Genomic DNA, 17999 nt, shown 5'->3' with positions numbered 1-17999 from the left:
ATGATGAACGAACGCGTCCAGTCTAAAACCATTACGCCAGAGAGCACAGAAGTTGCAGAGCGCTTAAGTGCCAGCCAGCAAGCAAAAGCCGTCGCCATTGAGAATATTATCGCGGCAAAGGCCACAGGTGATATGCATATATTGTCCGAGCATTTGTTAGCGATGTTAGATGGCTTGTCGCCAGATGATTTAGTGCAACTCAGTAAAGCGTTAAACAAAGGTGAATCTGCGCAAGTAGAAAAACGCCGAGTCAGAGCGGATCAGCAATTAACAGCCGATTGGCGCGACGGTGGCTATCCTTATAAAAATCGCTTGAGTCGTAAAGCGTATGAGCAGCAAAAATATCATCTGCAAGTTGAGTTATTAAAACTGCAGCGCTGGCTAAAAGAGACAGGACAACGGGTAGTGATCTTGTTCGAAGGGCGTGATGCCGCCGGTAAAGGCGGTACTATCAAACGGTTTATGGAACACTTAAATCCACGTGGTGCCAGAGTGGTCGCGTTGGAGAAGCCTAGCGCAGACGAGCAAGGCCAATGGTACTTTCAGCGCTATGTTGCCCAATTACCCACCAAAGGTGAAATATTGTTATTCGATCGTTCTTGGTACAACCGCGCCGGCGTAGAGCGAGTAATGGGATTTTGTAGTGATGAGGAGTATCAAGAATTTCTATTACAGGTGCCCGAGTTTGAGAAACATCTGGTCCGAAGTGGCATTCATCTGATCAAACTGTGGTTCTCGGTGAGTCAGGAAGAGCAGCGTCGGCGCTTTACAGAACGAGAAGCTCACCCGTTAAAGCAATGGAAACTGAGCCCAATTGACTTGGCTTCTTTAGATAAGTGGGATGCTTATACGCAGGCCAAAGAGCATATGTTTGCGTGTACGGATACCAGTTACGCCCCTTGGACAGTGATAAAATCTGATTGTAAAAAACGCGCACGGTTAAATGCTATGCGCTATGTTTTGCAGCGCTTACCTTACAATAATAAAGATCCAGAAGTGGTGCTTGCGCCAGACCCGTTGCTCGTTGGTCGAGCAAGCATTATCTTTGAAGTCGGCGAGCATAATCTTGCTTCTGATTAAATGGATAACTGAGAATGGCTTTAAACAATCTGGTTATACGAGGTATGCGCTGCAGCAAATACCTTGTTACAACTTTACACTCGCCCGCATTTGGCAAGGCTTTACGAAGCGCGTAATATCGCTGTTACAAACACCAAGTCTTTATAGGAAATAATAATGAAAAAAATGACCTTAGTAGCCTCTGCCGTGGCGATAGCGCTTAGCTTATCGGCCTGCAGTAAGCCTGAAACCAGCACGGAAAATCAGGTGCAAACCCAAGCCGAGTCTGCCCAAGCTGCCGTTTTAGTGTCGGGCATTGATAAACAATACTTTGATAGCAATGTAGCCTTTGGCCAAGATTTCTTTTTAGCCGTTAACGGCAAATGGTTAGCCGAAACAGAGATCCCAGCTGATAAAGCCACTTTTGGCTCTTTCCATATTTTGGCCGATCGTTCGCAACAAGCTGTTAAAGACATTATTGATGAAGTCGCTGCGCGTACTGATCTTGTTGCTGGCTCAGATGAACAGAAGCTGGGCAGCTTTTATAACAGCTTTATGGATGAAGCGACTATTGAACAAAAAGGCTTAACTCCGCTAGCACCACAACTTGAAGCAATTGCTGGCTTAACGGATAAAACACAGCTGGCGGTCTTGTTTGCTCGTTTGCAACGTGATGGCGTAGCCATTCCCTTTGGCTGGTTTGTGAATAATGACGCGAAAAACTCTACTGAATACGCGGTCTATCTTGGACAGGGCGGCTTAGGCTTACCTGATCGTGATTATTACTTTAAAGATGACGAAGCGTCGTTAAACATTATTGCCCAGTACAAAGTGTACTTAGCAGATATGTTTACGTTAGCTGGTCATGCCGATGCGCAAGCGGCCGCAGAACGGGTTTATAACCTTGAAAAAGCCTTAGCAGAACATCACTGGACTCGCCTTGATAGTCGTAATGCAGACAAAACCTATAACAAAATCAGTGCGGCAGAACTCAATACTTTGCTGGGTGATTTCGATTGGACAGCCTTCGCTACTGGGGTGAAGTTAGATCAAGTTACTGACGTGATTGTTAGACAGCCAAGCTACTTTTCAGGTTTTGCCCAAGTATTGGCGGCGACAGATTTAGCCAGTTGGCAGGATTATTTAACCAGCAAAACCATTAACAGCTATGCCGATAAACTGAGCAGTAATTTTGCGGATCGCCGTTTTGCTTTCTATGGCACAACCTTAAGCGGGATTCAGGAACAACAGCCGCGTTGGAAACGTGCCGTTGATGCTTCTGATCAAGTGTTAGGTGAGTTGACAGGTAAGTTGTATGTTGAACGGCACTTTAGCCCAGCGGCCAAAGCCCGGATGGAAGAGTTAGTCGCTAATCTAATAAAAGCATACGAGCTGTCTATCAAAGAACTTGAGTGGATGGGCGAGGAAACAAAAGTTGCCGCTTTAGAAAAGCTCGGTAAGTTTACCACCAAAATTGGTTATCCAGATCAATGGAAAGATTATTCAGCACTCGAGATTAAAGCCGATGATTTAGTGGGTAACTTCGTTCGCGCGAGCCACTGGGCTTATGATGATATGGTGAGCAAGTTAGGCAAGCCGATCAACAAAGGTGAGTGGTTTATGACCCCGCAAACCGTCAATGCTTACTATAACCCGGTAAACAATGAAATCGTGTTCCCTGCCGCTATTTTACAACCGCCTTTCTTTAACATGGCAGCGGATGATGCGGTTAACTATGGCGGTATCGGTGCGGTGATCGGCCACGAAATTGGTCATGGGTTTGATGATCAAGGTGCGAAATACGATGGCGATGGTAATTTACGCAACTGGTGGACCGAGCAAGATAAAGCCAAGTTCCAAGCGCGTGGCGCGAAATTGATTGGTCAGTACAATCGGTTTGAGCCTTTACCGGGCGTTAATGTTAATGGTGCGGTAGCCCTTGGCGAAAATATTGGTGACTTAGGCGGCATGACGGTGGCATTACGCGCCTATCAATTATCTTTAGCCGGTAAAGAGGCGCCAGTACTGGATGGCTTTACTGGAGAGCAACGTTTCTTTATTAGTTGGGCCCAAATTTGGCGTACCAAGTTCCGTGAAGAAGCGTTACGCCGACAGTTAAGTACTGGACCGCACTCACCTGCACAATATCGAGTGCTAGGTGTACTGCCAAATATTCCAGAGTTTTACACGGCATTTGATATCAAAGAAGGTGATGCTATGTATTTACCGCCTGAACAGCGCGTAAAAATTTGGTAAGCATTGACTGATGCTAGTACAGCAAGCAAATAAGCGGTATTTCTGCTAAACTACGGCTGCAGCGTAAATTTTTCGTTGCAGCCTTTTTATTTGCATTGGTCAGACCACTATAAATATAAATATGATGTCTGGCTGTTTGTATTCAGCAAACTTATAACCACTATAAGCAGGTCAGTTATTAAGCGCATAGGCTTTTAACCAGAACTTTCTTATAATTAGCCACATTCATTCACCAGAATGACGTTGCAGTGACCAGACTGCAAGCAACGACCGAGAGGACATTACTGTGCTACAAGAATATCGTGAACACGTGGCAGAACGCGCCACCCAGGGTATCCCGGCCAAACCCTTAAATGCCGAGCAAGTTGCTGCCTTAGTTGAGCTGCTAAAAAACCCACCTAAAGGTGAAGAAGAGACAATCCTCGATCTGTTAGTCAATCGGGTTCCGCCAGGTGTAGACGAAGCCGCTTATGTAAAAGCCGGTTTTTTAACCGCCTTAGCTAATGGCGAAGCCTCTAGCCCACTGATCAGCCCAGAATATGCTACTGAATTGTTAGGCACCATGATGGGTGGCTATAACATTCAGCCGTTAATCAGCTTGTTAGATAACGAGAAGTTGGCGCCGATTGCTGCCAAAGCGTTGTCACATACTTTATTGATCTTCGATGCTTTCCATGATGTGACAGAGAAAGCGGAAGCGGGTAACGTCTTTGCCAAACAAGTATTGCAAAGCTGGGCCGATGCTGAGTGGTTTGAAGCCAAGCCTGCTTTAGCTGAAAAAATTACGGTTACCGTATTTAAAGTATCTGGCGAAACCAATACCGATGACTTATCGCCAGCACCAGATGCCTGGTCACGCCCTGATATCCCTCTGCATGCCTTAGCGATGCTGAAAAACAGCCGTGAAGGTATTCACCCAGACCAGCCAGGTTCTGTCGGCCCGATCAAGCAATTAGAGGCGCTGAAAGAAAAAGGCTTCCCACTGGCCTATGTAGGCGATGTGGTAGGTACAGGTTCATCGCGTAAATCTGCCACTAACTCAGTATTATGGTTTATGGGTGACGATATCCCATTCGTACCTAATAAGCGTGGTGGTGGCTTTGTTTTAGGCGGCAAAATTGCCCCAATCTTCTTTAACACTATGGAAGATTCTGGTGCCTTACCGATCGAAGTTGACGTAAGCAAGCTGGAAATGGGTGATGTGATTGACATCCTGCCATTCGAAGGCAAGGTAGTGCGTCACGGTACAGGCGAAGTATTAGCTGAGTTTAGCTTAGCGACTGACGTCTTAATCGACGAAGTGCGCGCAGGTGGTCGTATTCCATTGATTATCGGCCGTGGTTTAACCGACCGTGCTCGTGAATTTTTAGGTTTAAGTGCTTCTGACAAATTCCGTCGCCCACAAGCTAAAGCCGATACCGGCAAAGGTTTTACGCTGGCGCAGAAAATGGTGGGTAAAGCCTGTGGCGTGAAAGGTGTTCGTCCAGGTACTTACTGTGAACCGAAGATGACCACTGTGGGTTCGCAAGATACTACTGGCCCAATGACACGTGACGAATTAAAAGACTTAGCCTGTTTAGGCTTCTCTGCTGATTTAACCATGCAGTCTTTCTGTCACACTGCCGCTTATCCGAAGCCAGTGGATGTGAACACGCACCACACCCTGCCAGATTTTATTATGAACCGTGGCGGTGTATCACTGCGTCCGGGCGATGGTATTATCCATAGCTGGTTAAACCGTATGTTATTACCTGATACGGTAGGTACCGGTGGTGACTCACATACGCGTTTCCCTATTGGTATTTCGTTCCCAGCCGGTTCTGGCTTAGTCGCCTTTGCGGCGGCGACTGGCGTTATGCCACTGGATATGCCTGAGTCAGTGTTAGTGCGCTTTAAAGGCGAAATGCAGCCAGGTATTACCCTGCGTGACTTAGTGCATGCGATTCCTTATGTTGCTATCCAGAAAGGTTTACTGACGGTGGATAAGAAAGGCAAGAAGAACATCTTCTCTGGCCGTATTCTAGAAATCGAAGGTTTACCAAACTTAACGGTTGAGCAAGCCTTCGAGCTTTCTGATGCGTCTGCTGAGCGCTCTGCTGCTGGCTGTACTATCAAGCTATCAGAAGCGTCAATTGCCGAATATCTGCAATCTAACATTGTGATGTTAAAGTGGATGATTGCCGAAGGTTACGGTGATGTGCGCACTATTGAGCGTCGTATTAACGCGATGCAAGCTTGGTTGAACGATCCTAAGCTGATGGAAGCCGATGCCGATGCTGAATATACAGAAGTGATCGAAATCGATCTGGCGGACATTAAAGAGCCAGTGCTATGTGCACCAAATGATCCGGATGATGCTCGTTTATTGTCTAGCGTAGCGGGCGATAAGATCGACGAAGTGTTCATCGGCTCTTGTATGACCAACATCGGTCACTTCCGTGCCGCGGGTAAATTACTGGATAAGTTTAAAGGCCAGTTGCCAACACGTCTGTGGATTGCGCCACCGACTAAGATGGATCAGGCACAGCTGACTGAAGAAGGTTACTACGGTATTTACGGCAAAGTGGGTGCTCGCACCGAGATGCCAGGTTGTTCACTCTGTATGGGTAACCAAGCACGAGTTGCTGAGAATTCAACGGTAGTATCAACGTCTACTCGTAACTTCCCGAACCGTTTAGGTCAGGGAGCTAATGTCTATCTGGCATCAGCAGAACTAGCTGCGGTGGCTTCTATCACAGGCAAGCTGCCAACGGTAGCTGAGTATATGGAATATGCGAAGCAGATCGATGCGACAGCAGCCGATACTTATCGCTACCTGAACTTCCATCAGATGCCGCAGTACACTAAAAAAGCGGATAATGTGATTATTCAGCAAGCAGTCTAAGCCGATTAATCCTGAAAAACGCCTGCCTTGTGCAGGCGTTTTTATTTATACTTTTTTACCTGTTTTAGTGAAAAAGCCGCGCCCTGTTAAGGCGAGTAGAATTTAAATATAGGTGTAGCGGTCTTTACCGTTGCTGTTTTGGACCACGTTAAGTTGCGGAGTCACCGGTGGAGTATGATTTTATTTATGACCGCGATAATCGTCGTTATCGGTTAGCTTTACCTTCAGAACAGGCTGCGTTGCAGCAGTTCCTTACAGGGGAGTTCGAGCTGACGAAAGCCAGCTATCAACCACTGATTACTGAGCTCAGCGCATTAGCGCCTTATCAAGATTGGCAGTATTTTGGGCGTGAATACAGCCTGTTAGTGCAGCGACAAGAGGTGCGGATCTGTCATAACACCTTATTGTCGAACGAGCAATTTCACCTCCCAGAGCTACTTGAAGATGCGGATTTACAACTCGACGAGCACTTACTGGAAAGTGAATGTGGCTTAGCAGATTTGCTGTTACTACTGCACGCTTGGCAAGATTTTTTGGCGAAGTAGCTTGCACTGCCTGAGTGAAAAACGCACCACTATGGTGCGTTTTTTTTCGCCAAGATAAAGGGTTTTTATTTAAGTTGTTGAAATTTAATATAAATAAATGTTGGCACAAGGTTTTCTTGTAAAAGTGAGTGATTACTAAAATTACTCGATAAGGAAAACCATCATGAAGCTTGTTTGTGCCATCATCAAGCCGTTCAAACTGGATGATGTTCGTGAAGCCATTGCGGACATTGGGATAGAAGGTTTAACGGTAACAGAAGTAAAAGGCTTTGGCCGGCAAAAAGGCCACACCGAGTTGTATCGTGGAGCAGAGTATCAGGTTGATTTTCTGCCGAAAGTGAAACTGGAAATCGCTACGCAGGATGATCAGGTGGAGCGCTTATTAGAAGCCATCCAAAAAGCGGCATACACCGGCCGGATTGGCGATGGCAAGATCTTTGTTTATGACCTCGAACAGGCTGTCCGGATCCGTACCGGCGAAACCGACGCAGAAGCGCTTTAAGGAGTTATTAGCATGCAAGAGCAAATTTATCACTTACAATATGCCATGGATACCTTCTACTTTTTAATGTGTGGTGTCCTCGTCATGTGGATGGCTGCCGGTTTTTCAATGCTAGAAGCAGGCTTGGTGCGCGCCAAAAACACCACGGAGATTTTGACTAAAAACGTCGCCCTATACTCCATTGCCTGCATTATGTATTTAGTCTGTGGTTATGCGTTTATGTATGGCGGCGAGTTTTTCCTAAGTGGCATCGGTGCTGTGGATGTTGACGCTACCTTAACCAGTTTCGCTGATCGTGAAGATGGCTTTACCGGGGCAGCGGTTTATTCAGGCGCATCTGATTTCTTCTTCCAAGTGGTCTTTGTGGCGACCGCAATGTCTATCGTTTCTGGTGCTGTAGCTGAACGTATGAAGCTGTGGGCCTTTTTAGCGTTCGCTGTAGTAATGACGGGCTTTATTTATCCAGTTCATGGGTCTTGGACTTGGGGTGCTGAAGGGATGTTCGGTATTAATCTGGATGATCAGTTTGGTTTTTCTGATTTCGCAGGTTCAGGTATCGTGCATATGGCGGGTGCTGCGGCAGCGTTAGCAGGCGTGTTATTACTGGGTGCGCGTAAAGGGAAGTATAGTAAAGACGGTAAAGTTAATGCAATTCCTGGTGCGAACATGCCACTGGCAACCTTAGGTACCTTGGTACTGTGGATGGGCTGGTTTGGTTTTAATGGTGGTTCAGTATTAAAACTGGGTGATATCAGTAACGCTAACGCTGTCGCTGTGGTCTTTTTAAACACCAATGCGGCTGCCGCTGCTGGCGCTATTGCTGCTTTAGCCTTGTCAGTGTTCTTATTCCGCAAAGCTGACTTAACGATGGCGTTAAACGGCGCTCTGGCAGGGTTGGTTGCCATCACTGCGGAGCCTTCTACACCATCGGCCTTACAAGCGACCTTATTCGGTGCTCTAGGTGGCGTGTTAGTGGTTGTCTCTATTATCGCTTTAGACAAAATTAAGATTGATGATCCCGTGGGTGCTATTTCTGTACACGGTGTAGTCGGTTTCTTTGGTCTGATGATAGTGCCATTTAGTAAAGAAGGTGCGACTTTCGTTGGCCAGTTAATTGGTGCTGTTGCAATCTTTGCTTGGGTATTTATTGCTAGCTTGGCGGTGTGGTACCTGCTGAAATTAGTAATGGGCATTCGTGTCAGCGAAGAAGCTGAATATGAAGGTGTTGACGCTTCAGAGTGTGGCATTGAAGCCTATCCTGAGTTTGTTGCCTCAGTAAAGTAAGCAGCCTGGAGAGTGTCGGTGGCGCTCTCCGGGAGCCAGTGATGGCCGCCAGTATCAGTACTGCAACGGCTGGCCAACACTAAACCTTGTTCCACCAAACGTCTATCCTTGTCCTTTGTCTTATTCTGACGCCCCATGACTCAGTGTTATGGGGTTTTTTTATGCCTAATACAAAAATACCCTAATGCCGGTGCAGAATGAGATTGAATAGCATGAGTAAGGTGGCACAAATTCAGTGTGCCATTACAGTTGCGCTTGTAACGGAAATAAAATAACTAAGGTAGGTAGTACGAACAGAAAAAAGAAGCGGGCCGCATACTGCGCGGCCACCTTGAGAAGGCATCATCCTTTGCACCTGCAATCCTTGGCAGAAATCCCTAAAGCATAACTTCTTGTCATACTTTCCTTCCGTGCATTAGGTCCTTTTAATCAGCTTCATGCCAAAACATTCATCCATAAATATGTTCATCCCTTTCAGCGTCCAGCTGTAACCCTTTCCTTGCGTATTAACGGCTCCTGCCAACACTCCTTGTTAAACCTCCTTGTTGCGAATATTTCGCTGCATCCAGCAACAGAGCACGCCTTGTGCTGCTAAGGTGCTTACTTGCACCATCCTATTACGCGGCCATCCTCGGCGCTCCTTGTAAACTCTAGCGTCCTGTAGAGTCATCTTCAGCTTGAAGGTGTCCGTTAGCTATCCATAACTGTATCTATCCCAGACCAGTAAGCGTGCTCCTGCAGCTTTGCGTTTCCTTGCAGTATCTGAAACCCTTTCAGACATCAAAACGTTGTGCTGTTTTGATGTGGTAATTATGCACGTATAAATCTGCTTTAGGGGGCAATTTCTGCAATCATACGCTGTGTCATAAGATTGCAAGAAAGCGACTTCGTCTATTAAATTTATAAATAACAATGCCTTAAGATTTTTGCTGCTAGCGTTGCTACTTCAAAGTTGCGTTATTACTACCTGATTTGTGAGATATATCTCACACGTTAATAGGGGATTAAGCTTATGCTGATTTAGCGGTATACTCAGCATAAATAAAATAAGAATAAGGTAAGGCATGGCTCGCGAACAATTAGGTATTTGTGCAGAAGCAAACTTGCATGGCAGTTACCTGCTGTGTACTGTCCTAGATGGCCAAGAAGCCGTGATGCGTTATAAACTTGCAAGAATACTACAGTTGGTTGAGCGACTATCAGAACATTTCTCTGAAGCCATGTTGACGGCTGTGGTAGGCATTAGTCATCATTACTGGGATAACTTATATCCATGGCAAAGGCCTGCAAATTTTCAGACTTGGCCTGATTTGTCTTCAGAGCATGTGTCGGTCAGTTTTACGATGGCCGATCTGTTAATTCAGGTTCGCTCTGATCGACAGGATGTGAATTACATCGCATTACAGCAGATTTATCAGCTGATTCATGGGCATGTTGAAGTTTTAGATCAGTTATCTGGCTTTCGCTATTTAGACGGTAGGCAATTGACAGGCTTTGTCGATGCACCGCTCAACCCCAGAGGACCGTTAAAAAGAAAGGTCGCATTAATTGATGCGAAAGTGTGCCCTATCTTTGCCGGCGGCAGTTATGTCTTTTTTTACCGCTGGTTACTAGACCACAAAGTCTGGTCACAATTAAGTACTCAGCAACAAGAAGCGATCATGGGTTATGCCAAGTTAGACGCTAAACCAGGGTTAGCAAGCGGCCATGAACATAGTCATCTTGGCTGTTGGGAAGCGGCACACGCTGAAGGCGGGTTAATCTTACAACAAAACATGGCTTATGCAACTTTACAACTGCAGGGTGCGATATCGTTGAATTTTACTGCTGACAGTAGCGCGTTAACTACCTATTGGCAGCAGCGCTTTGCAGTGCATGCTGACAGGATAGCGGATCCCCTTCTGGATTTTTGTCAGTTAGATCTTGCGGCTGCTTTTTTTGTCCCGTCATTGAGTTTTTTAGAAGCGGCAGCTCGAGGAGACTTCCGTGCCCCCTAGACCTTTTCAAATAATTCAGTCACTTTTTGCAGGGTGAAATTGATATTTTTTACACTGATCGGGGCGATGAAAATAGTGTCGTCACCGGCAATAGTGCCTAAAACGCCCTCTGCTTTGCCTACTGAATCAAGTAAGCGAGCAATTAACTGGGCAGCACCAGGGCTAGTGCGGATAATAATCATCACATCGTTATGTTCGATATCGAGCACTAATTGACGCAGTGGGCTTTTCGTGGTCGGTACGCCGAGCTCAGGTGGCAGGGTATACACCATCTCTTGACGCGCATTACGGGTTCGCACTGCACCGTACTTGCTGAGCATTCTTGACACTTTGGATTGGCTGACATTATCAAAGCCTTCATTTTTAAGAGCATCAACAATTTCACCTTGTGAAGCAAAGCTTTCTGTTTTTAATAGCGCTTTAAATGCATTGATTAAAGCTTCTTGACGGCTTTGTTTTGTCATGATGGTTTGTTCAACGTTGAGTTAAGTGCAGTGATACTAACAAATTTAACGCCACAATGCAGTGGCTGAGTTAAAATTGCTTGGCAAAATTCAAAGCGTTATTTTGCTGCGCTTGAAACGAGTTTTTATATAGACTTTAGGCGAAGATATTTGTAATTTGTGCGCTATTTCAGTATTGTTGGCGCGGTTATTCTGAACTGTAAAATTGGAGAGAATCATGAAAGTTGCCGTTTTAGGTGCTGCCGGTGGTATTGGTCAGGCACTGTCATTGTTACTGAAGTTAGATTTACCTGCCGGCACAGACTTAGCCTTGTATGATCTGGCTCCTGTTACTCCAGGTGTGGCTGTAGATTTAAGCCATATTCCAACTGCCGTTAAAGTAACTGGCTATGGTAAAGAAGATTTAAACAAAGCCTTAGTGGGTGCTGATATTGTGATGATCCCTGCTGGTATGCCACGCAAGCCAGGTATGGATCGCTCAGATTTATTTAACATTAATGCCGGTGTTGTTAAAACCTTAGCGGAAGCTATTGTTGAACAGTGTCCAACAGCTTTAGTGGGTATTATCACTAACCCAGTAAACACCACTGTTGCCATTGCCGCTGAAGTCTTCAAGAAAGCTGGCACTTATGATCCACGCCGTTTATTTGGTGTAACAACCTTAGACGTGATTCGTGCCGAGACCTTCGTTGCAGAGTTAAAAGGTAAAAATCCAGCTGATATCACAGTGCCAGTGATTGGCGGTCATAGCGGTACGACTATTCTGCCTTTATTATCGCAAGTGGCGGGTGTTAGCTTTACGGATGAAGAAGTGGCTGCATTAACGGTACGTATCCAAAACGCGGGTACGGAAGTGGTTGAAGCTAAGGCCGGTGGCGGATCAGCTACACTTTCTATGGGGCAAGCTGCAGCACGTTTCTGTATCTCTTTAATTAAAGGTTTACAGGGCGAAGCTGTTACCGAATATGCCTATGTTGAAGGTGCCGGTGAGCATGCTCGCTTCTTTGCACAGCCATTAGTGCTAGGTAAAAATGGTGTAGAGCAACTGCTGCCAATCGGTACCTTAAGTGCTTTTGAAGAAAAAGCGATGAACGATATGCTGGGTACCTTAAAAGCGGATATCACGCTTGGCGAAGAGTTTGTAAACAAAAACTAAGTTTGCCTAGTGTTAAAAAAGGCGCTTAATGCGCCTTTTTTATTTGTAGTGCGAGCTTAAGTAAGCCACTAAAGTGCTTAGTGGCTTCAAGATTTAGTGGCTGCGAGATAGAGCAATATCTGCAAGTGCAACTAACGCTGTCTTGTAGTCTGAAGCGGGAAGCAATAACAAAGCTTGTTTCGCTTTTATCGCTTCTTGCTGGGCAATTTCTCGCGTATAGGTAAAAGCACCGGTTTCTTGCAAGGCAGCCATAATCTCTGTTAAATGCTGCATGCCATTGCCTTCCGTAATGGCTGCTCTAATTAACTGTTGCTGTGCTGGCGAGCCCATTTTCAGTGCATGAATAAGCGGTAAAGTTGGTTTGCCTTCTGCTAGGTCATCACCGATATTCTTGCCCAGTTCAGTGGCATCAGCCTGATAATCCAGTACATCATCAATTAACTGAAACGCGGTACCCAAATGCATACCATAAGCTTTCATAGCGTGTTCCATTTCCGCGCTTTGTCCGGAAATCACTGCCGCCAGCTGAGTCGCCGCTTCAAATAATTTAGCCGTTTTACAGTAGATGACCTGCATATAACTTTCTTCAGTCGTTTCAGGATCATTCACATTCATTAGCTGTAATACTTCGCCTTCAGCAATAATGTTGGTTGCATCGGCGAGTACTTGCATAACACGCATATTGTCTAGTTTAACCATCATTTGAAATGAGCGGCTATACAAGAAATCGCCAACCAGCACACTCGCTTGGTTGCCAAATAGCGCATTAGCGGTTTCTTTACCGCGTCTTAGCGTCGATTCATCTACCACATCATCATGTAATAACGTAGAGGTGTGAATAAATTCAATAATCGCGGCGATACTAAGATGCTGTTCTCCTTGATAGCCCAAGGCTCGAGCTGCAAGCACCGCTAACAAAGGACGCAAACGCTTGCCGCCACTATTGACGATATAAATGCCAAGTTGGTTAACAAGCGCCACATCGGAGCTTAGCTGAGAAAATATCTGCTGGTTTACGGCGGTCATATCGGCTGCCGAGAGCCGCTGTATTTCATCTAGCGTCATCTGCTTACTACTGCTTAAGTACCTGAATGGAAGTAATTCTACACTATAGAAGCGGTTGGCTAAAATGAAATCTAGATCCTTTTGTTGACCAAGTGATCTTTTTAATAATTGTACTTGCGGCTGTGGGGGAAATTGCGTACAATTCGCGCCCTGTGAATTGAATTAACACGCCCCTTAAATTTAAAAGCGTTGGCGTGCTTTGTACGGAGTTAACTATGTACGCGGTTTTCCAAAGTGGTGGCAAACAGCACCGTGTGACGGAAGGTCAAACTCTTCGTCTAGAAAAACTAGACTTAGAAACCGGCGCAACAATCGAATTTATCCCGTTGATGATCGCTAATGGCGAAGAAATCAACATCGGCGCCCCTTTAATCGAAGGTGGTAAGGTAGTAGCGGAAGTGGTCACTCATGGCCGTGGCGATAAGATTAAAATCGTCAAATTCCGTCGTCGTAAGCATTCACGTAAACAGCAGGGCCACCGCCAGTGGTTCACTGAAGTGAAAATTACCAGCATCAGCGCGTAACAGGAGTATCGACACATGGCAAGTAAGAAAGGTGTAGGTAGCACTCGTAACGGTCGCGATTCAGAAGCTAAACGCTTAGGTGTTAAGCGCTTTGGTGGTGAGTCAGTTTTAGCCGGTAACATCATTGTGCGTCAACGTGGTACTAAATTCCACGCTGGTAACAACGTGGGTATGGGCAAAGACCACACATTATTCGCTTTAACTGAAGGTAAAGTTCAGTTTGAAGTGAAAGGCGAGCACAATCGTAAATATGTAAGCATCGTTAGCGAATAAGCTGATAGGCTTCAGAAAAACCCCGCCCTGTGCGGGGTTTTTTTATAAATTTTCCCCACTGTCTGACATGCGTTATACTAGTGATAAAGCAGAGTCTAGTCAGTTCATAGTTAATCAGGACGCACCTCATGAAGTTTGTTGATGAAGCGATAATTCGCGTTGAAGCCGGTGACGGCGGTAATGGTATTATCAGTTTTTTACGGGAAAAATTTATTTCCAAGGGCGGTCCCAATGGCGGTGATGGCGGGGACGGTGGAGATGTATACCTACAGGCAGATGAAAATCTTAATACGCTTGTCGATTATCAATTTGAAAAATACCACAAAGCTGAACGCGGCGAAAATGGCGGCAGTGTAAATTGTACCGGTAAACGTGGTTTAGATTTAGTGTTGCGCGTACCAGTGGGCACCCGTGCTGTTGACGTTGACACCGACGAAGTGATTGGCGATTTAACCGCACACGGTAAAAAGCTGATGGTGGCCAAGGGCGGATGGCATGGTTTAGGTAATGCGCGTTTTGCTACCAGTACCAACCGTACACCGCGCAAAAAAACCAACGGTACGCCCGGTGAGATCCGTAATTTACGTTTAGAGTTACTGCTTTTAGCTGACGTTGGCTTATTAGGTTTACCTAATGCCGGTAAATCGACGCTGATTCGTGCTGTGTCAGCGGCTAAGCCCAAAGTAGCAGATTATCCTTTCACAACGTTAGTGCCTAACTTAGGTGTAGTTCGGGTAGAGTCGCACCGTTCTTTTGTGATTGCCGATATTCCAGGGTTAATTGAAGGTGCCGCTGAAGGTGCGGGTTTAGGTATTCAGTTTTTAAAACATTTAGAGCGCTGCCGTTTACTGCTGCACGTTATTGATGTATTACCTGCTGATGGTTCTGATCCGGCGGAAAATGCGCAGACCATTATTCAAGAACTGCATAAATACAGCACCAAGCTAGCGGCCAAACCCCGTTGGTTAGTCTTTAACAAAATGGATTTAGTGCTGGAAGAAGAGCTGGATGAGATTGTGCAACTGGTGACAGAAGCGCTTAACTGGGAAGGACCCGTATTTAAAATTTCAGCGGCGTCACGCGAAAACACAGAGCGCTTGTCAAAAGAAATCTTAAACTACATTGAGCAATTACCAGCAGAAGAAGCTGCTGAACAAATTGCTGATCCTGTTACCTTTAAATGGGATGATTATCATGAAGAAGCTACAGCGCTAGATGATGATCTGGATGATGATGACGATTTTGACGAAGACGATTATGACGTTGAAGTTATTTATCAGCGTTAAGGTCACCTTATGCAAATAGCCATGATCGCTGCAATGGCCGCTAACCGAGTTATCGGCTTGGATAACAAGATGCCCTGGCATCTCCCGGCCGATTTAAAGCACTTTAAAGCGGTCACCTTGGGTAAGCCTGTGATTATGGGTCGAAAGACCTATGAATCAATAGGGCGCCCGCTACCAGGTCGGCGTAATATTATTATTAGCCGCCAAGCTGCGCCTGCAGACAGTCCTGTCGAGTGGGTAAATAGCATTGAACAGGCCTTAGCGTTAGTGGCTGATGTACCTGAGGTGATGATTGTGGGTGGCGCGGAGATTTACCAGCAGTGCTTACCCTTAGCTAACCGACTCTATTTAACCGAAATTGAGCTGGACGTTGCCGGAGATGCTTGTTTCCCTGATTATCATGCAGTAGGGCCTTGGCAAGAAATTGCACACGAAGCGCACCCAGCAAGTCCTGACAATCCATTAGGTTATCGTTTTCTTACCTTAGAGCGGCAGTAATAGCTGCTGCTCATTTTGAAACCTGACCCTGTTTTGAGTATCGTAAAAACTTCTCGAAACTGTTGATGGTAGTGGCCCTTGCTAAACAAGGGTTACGGCAATTATTAACGCTTTAAGCAATTTTCAACGCGATAAAAAAGGCCAGCAAATAGCTGGCCTTGTGCTTTTTACTCTAGGTTATACCTTGAACTGATCGACAGAGCGACGTAATTCATCTGCCAGTTTTGCAACTTCATGGCTAGATTCAGAGGTTTGCTCTGCACCTGAAGCCGTTTGTTCCGCAATGGCCACAATGGATTCTAAAAGATTACTGATCTCAGCGGATACTTGGTTTTGTTCTTTTGCGGCAGTAGAGATCTGCTCACTCATATCATGAGCTAAATGCACCGCATGTTGAATGGAATCCAGTGCGGCGGTAGCCACTTCGGTTTTCACCACACATTCTTCCGCTTGTTTTTTACCTTTGTTCATGGCTTCTACAGCGGCGTGCGCGCCGGTTTGTAGCGCTTGAATCATCGCCTGAATCTCTTGGGTAGACGCTTGCGTTTTACTGGCTAACGAGCGAACTTCATCGGCGACTACCGCAAAACCACGGCCCTGTTCACCTGCGCGTGCCGCTTCAATGGCAGCGTTAAGCGCCAGTAGATTGGTTTGTTCAGCGATACCACGAATAACATCTAAGATACTGCCGATAGAGGCGCTGTCTTGATGCAGTTTATTAATGACGATAGAGGCTTGCTCCACTTCTCGCGACAGTTGAATAATAGTGGCTTTATTTTCTGCCGAGATCCCTTTAACACGCTCTGCTTCTTTGTCAGCATTTTTAATTTCGGCCAGTGCATCATTCGAGCTTTGCAGGACACCGTGCGAAGTACTACTCATTTCGGTGGTGGCAGTGGCGGCTTGCGTTACTTGTGATTTTTGTTCACGGATAGCTTGGGTAGTTTGCATAGTAATAGCAGAGGTTTCTTCAGATGCCGCAGCTAACTGGGTAGAGCGTGAAATCACCCCTTGGATTAGCGTCTGCAAGTTTTGGCTAACTTTATTGATATTGCGAGCAAGCTCACCAAACTCATCTTGGCTGTTGGCTTCTAACTGTTGGGTAAGATCTCCCGAAGCCACCACACCTAGCATCAGATTGATTTTATTTAATGGTTTAACAATGGCCCGGACTGTACCAAAAGCGATAAAGATAGCAATACCTACTGCCAAAGGCATCATGATAAGAATGCCGGTTAAGGCACCGCTAACGCGATCATTGCTTAATTGCTGAATTGTTTCAGCCGCTTGGGTAGTCTGTGCTAATAGTTGGTCTAAATGCGTTAGGGCCAAGCTCGTCTGCTCATCAGCTTGTTGTAATAAGCTGTTTGCTCTGGCTTTACCCTGCAGCAGTTGTGCCTTCAAAGCAGGGATACCTTGGTTACCATTGAGTTTACTGGCGACTGCTGCCATTTTCTCTGCTAAGTCAGTGGCAATGCTAACGGAATTAGCTTCCTCAACCATAACATTTAATTGGCTATTTAAATCTTGTAAGCGGAAAGCAATGTCATTACTAATAGTAGCGGCAGTGTTGTCATTTGTAGTGCGATTAAGATCAACCAAGGCGCTAATTAGGCTATTTATACCCGTTTCCATTTGTGCAGCCGCCGCATAGGCTTTTGGAAAACGCGTTCTAACGTTGTTAAGATCTGAAAAGTCGAGCAAAAGCGAAGCCATGTCATCAGCAGTTTCTTCCAATTCAGACAGTAACGCATCAATAGTATTCTGTGAGGTAAGGTTATTGGTCAGTTGTTGGAATAATTGATTAGATAATGGAATAAAGACATCATAGGTGGTGTTAACTTGCTGTGCGGAAGTACGTAATACCGTATCCCCTTGCACGGCTTGAATTAGTTTGTCGGCAGCCTCACGATAAGCGTTTTGTTCTTTGCTAAACTGTTGTTGTAAGGTATTTATTTGTTGCTGCGTTTCTGCACTATGCGCCTGTAAGCTGATTTTGCTCATTAAAACAAATTCGCTTTTCATGATGGCGCTGTTTTCAAGAGCGGGTATTGAGACATTATTAACTTCTGCAGTGGACTCGCTAATACTGTTTAATTGTGAAAAAGCGGTGGCGCCAATAATGATTAGTAGTAAAGAGATAATGGCAAAGCCACCAATCACTCTTAACTTAACGGTTAACTTCATAATAACTCCAAAAGATGAT

General features: G+C 45.6%; 15 protein-coding genes. 12 read left to right on the top strand and 3 right to left on the bottom strand.

Annotated features, from left to right (window positions below; translation table 11 throughout):
* Positions 1-3: 3 nt before the first annotated feature.
* From ppk2 to ACO1PK_RS05115, 7 genes are all read left to right on the top strand, one after another.
* The gene (gene ppk2 / locus ACO1PK_RS05145) at positions 4-1080 is read left to right on the top strand and encodes a polyphosphate kinase 2 (protein ID WP_423187600.1); all 1077 of its coding nucleotides are present in this window, start codon (positions 4-6) and stop codon (positions 1078-1080) included.
* 156 nt (positions 1081-1236) lie between these two features.
* On the top strand, positions 1237-3315 hold the full coding sequence (locus tag ACO1PK_RS05140; RefSeq protein ID WP_423187599.1) for a M13 family metallopeptidase: 2079 nt from the start codon (positions 1237-1239) through the stop codon (positions 3313-3315).
* 286 nt (positions 3316-3601) lie between these two features.
* Positions 3602-6199, top strand: coding sequence for a bifunctional aconitate hydratase 2/2-methylisocitrate dehydratase (gene acnB, locus ACO1PK_RS05135; protein WP_423187598.1), 2598 nt, complete (start codon positions 3602-3604; stop codon positions 6197-6199).
* Positions 6200-6366: 167 nt separating this feature from the next.
* Positions 6367-6744 (top strand): YacL family protein, encoded by a 378-nt coding sequence (locus ACO1PK_RS05130; protein ID WP_423187597.1) that lies wholly within the window; start codon positions 6367-6369, stop codon positions 6742-6744.
* 163 nt (positions 6745-6907) lie between these two features.
* Entirely contained in the window at positions 6908-7246 is a 339-nt protein-coding gene (gene glnK, locus ACO1PK_RS05125; RefSeq protein ID WP_423187596.1) for a P-II family nitrogen regulator, read from the top strand.
* A 12-nt stretch (positions 7247-7258) separates the two neighbouring features.
* Positions 7259-8530: an ammonium transporter gene (locus tag ACO1PK_RS05120; RefSeq protein WP_423187595.1), complete on the top strand. Its 1272-nt coding sequence runs from the start codon at positions 7259-7261 to the stop codon at positions 8528-8530.
* Between the two features lie 1064 nt (positions 8531-9594).
* Positions 9595-10527 (top strand): Dyp-type peroxidase, encoded by a 933-nt coding sequence (locus ACO1PK_RS05115; protein ID WP_423187594.1) that lies wholly within the window; start codon positions 9595-9597, stop codon positions 10525-10527.
* Here ACO1PK_RS05115 and argR read toward each other — a convergent pair.
* On the bottom strand, positions 10524-10991 hold the full coding sequence (gene argR / locus ACO1PK_RS05110) for a transcriptional regulator ArgR (protein WP_423187593.1): 468 nt from the start codon (positions 10989-10991) through the stop codon (positions 10524-10526). The two genes, ACO1PK_RS05115 and argR, sit on opposite strands and share 4 nt — an antisense overlap.
* Positions 10992-11208: 217 nt before the next feature.
* Here argR and mdh point away from each other — a divergent pair, with 217 nt between their 5' ends.
* The gene (gene mdh, locus ACO1PK_RS05105; protein WP_423187592.1) at positions 11209-12147 is read left to right on the top strand and encodes a malate dehydrogenase; all 939 of its coding nucleotides are present in this window, start codon (positions 11209-11211) and stop codon (positions 12145-12147) included.
* Between the two features lie 93 nt (positions 12148-12240).
* Here the strand turns inward: mdh and ispB are convergent, their stop codons facing one another.
* The gene (ispB, locus tag ACO1PK_RS05100; protein WP_423187591.1) at positions 12241-13212 is read right to left on the bottom strand and encodes an octaprenyl diphosphate synthase; all 972 of its coding nucleotides are present in this window, start codon (positions 13210-13212) and stop codon (positions 12241-12243) included.
* Positions 13213-13427: 215 nt separating this feature from the next.
* Between ispB and rplU the strand changes: the two genes are divergently transcribed.
* The 4 genes from rplU (at position 13428) to folA (ending at position 15793) form a co-directional block, all read left to right on the top strand.
* On the top strand, positions 13428-13736 hold the full coding sequence (gene rplU, locus ACO1PK_RS05095) for a 50S ribosomal protein L21 (protein ID WP_423187590.1): 309 nt from the start codon (positions 13428-13430) through the stop codon (positions 13734-13736).
* Between the two features lie 15 nt (positions 13737-13751).
* A complete protein-coding gene (rpmA, locus tag ACO1PK_RS05090; RefSeq protein WP_423187589.1) occupies positions 13752-14009 on the top strand; it encodes a 50S ribosomal protein L27 in 258 nt (85 codons plus the stop codon).
* Between the two features lie 128 nt (positions 14010-14137).
* Positions 14138-15295, top strand: coding sequence for an Obg family GTPase CgtA (gene cgtA, locus ACO1PK_RS05085; protein WP_423187588.1), 1158 nt, complete (start codon positions 14138-14140; stop codon positions 15293-15295).
* A 9-nt stretch (positions 15296-15304) separates the two neighbouring features.
* Positions 15305-15793, top strand: coding sequence for a type 3 dihydrofolate reductase (gene folA / locus ACO1PK_RS05080; RefSeq protein WP_423187587.1), 489 nt, complete (start codon positions 15305-15307; stop codon positions 15791-15793).
* Between the two features lie 177 nt (positions 15794-15970).
* Here the strand turns inward: folA and ACO1PK_RS05075 are convergent, their stop codons facing one another.
* Positions 15971-17980: a methyl-accepting chemotaxis protein gene (locus ACO1PK_RS05075; protein WP_423187586.1), complete on the bottom strand. Its 2010-nt coding sequence runs from the start codon at positions 17978-17980 to the stop codon at positions 15971-15973.
* Between the last annotated feature and the right edge of the window lie 19 nt (positions 17981-17999).

It is taken from the genome of Alishewanella sp. d11 (assembly GCF_049390205.1).
Classification (GTDB): domain Bacteria; phylum Pseudomonadota; class Gammaproteobacteria; order Enterobacterales; family Alteromonadaceae; genus Alishewanella.
The sequence above is the reverse complement of the archived record's forward strand: the minus strand, read 5'-3'. Positions and strand labels throughout refer to the sequence as shown.

Bases quoted from the DNA above. Each gene is read 5' to 3' on its own strand.
- ppk2 (WP_423187600.1), top strand. From the start codon at position 4: ATGAACGAACGCGTCCAGTCTAAAACCATTACGCCAGAGAGCACAGAA.
- ACO1PK_RS05140 (WP_423187599.1), top strand. From the start codon at position 1,237: ATGAAAAAAATGACCTTAGTAGCCTCTGCCGTGGCGATAGCGCTTAGC.
- glnK (WP_423187596.1), top strand. From the start codon at position 6,908: ATGAAGCTTGTTTGTGCCATCATCAAGCCGTTCAAACTGGATGATGTT.
- ACO1PK_RS05120 (WP_423187595.1), top strand. From the start codon at position 7,259: ATGCAAGAGCAAATTTATCACTTACAATATGCCATGGATACCTTCTAC.
- ACO1PK_RS05115 (WP_423187594.1), top strand. From the start codon at position 9,595: ATGGCTCGCGAACAATTAGGTATTTGTGCAGAAGCAAACTTGCATGGC.
- argR (WP_423187593.1), bottom strand. From the start codon at position 10,991: ATGACAAAACAAAGCCGTCAAGAAGCTTTAATCAATGCATTTAAAGCG.
- mdh (WP_423187592.1), top strand. From the start codon at position 11,209: ATGAAAGTTGCCGTTTTAGGTGCTGCCGGTGGTATTGGTCAGGCACTG.
- ispB (WP_423187591.1), bottom strand. From the start codon at position 13,212: ATGACGCTAGATGAAATACAGCGGCTCTCGGCAGCCGATATGACCGCC.
- rplU (WP_423187590.1), top strand. From the start codon at position 13,428: ATGTACGCGGTTTTCCAAAGTGGTGGCAAACAGCACCGTGTGACGGAA.
- rpmA (WP_423187589.1), top strand. From the start codon at position 13,752: ATGGCAAGTAAGAAAGGTGTAGGTAGCACTCGTAACGGTCGCGATTCA.
- cgtA (WP_423187588.1), top strand. From the start codon at position 14,138: ATGAAGTTTGTTGATGAAGCGATAATTCGCGTTGAAGCCGGTGACGGC.
- folA (WP_423187587.1), top strand. From the start codon at position 15,305: ATGCAAATAGCCATGATCGCTGCAATGGCCGCTAACCGAGTTATCGGC.
- ACO1PK_RS05075 (WP_423187586.1), bottom strand. From the start codon at position 17,980: ATGAAGTTAACCGTTAAGTTAAGAGTGATTGGTGGCTTTGCCATTATC.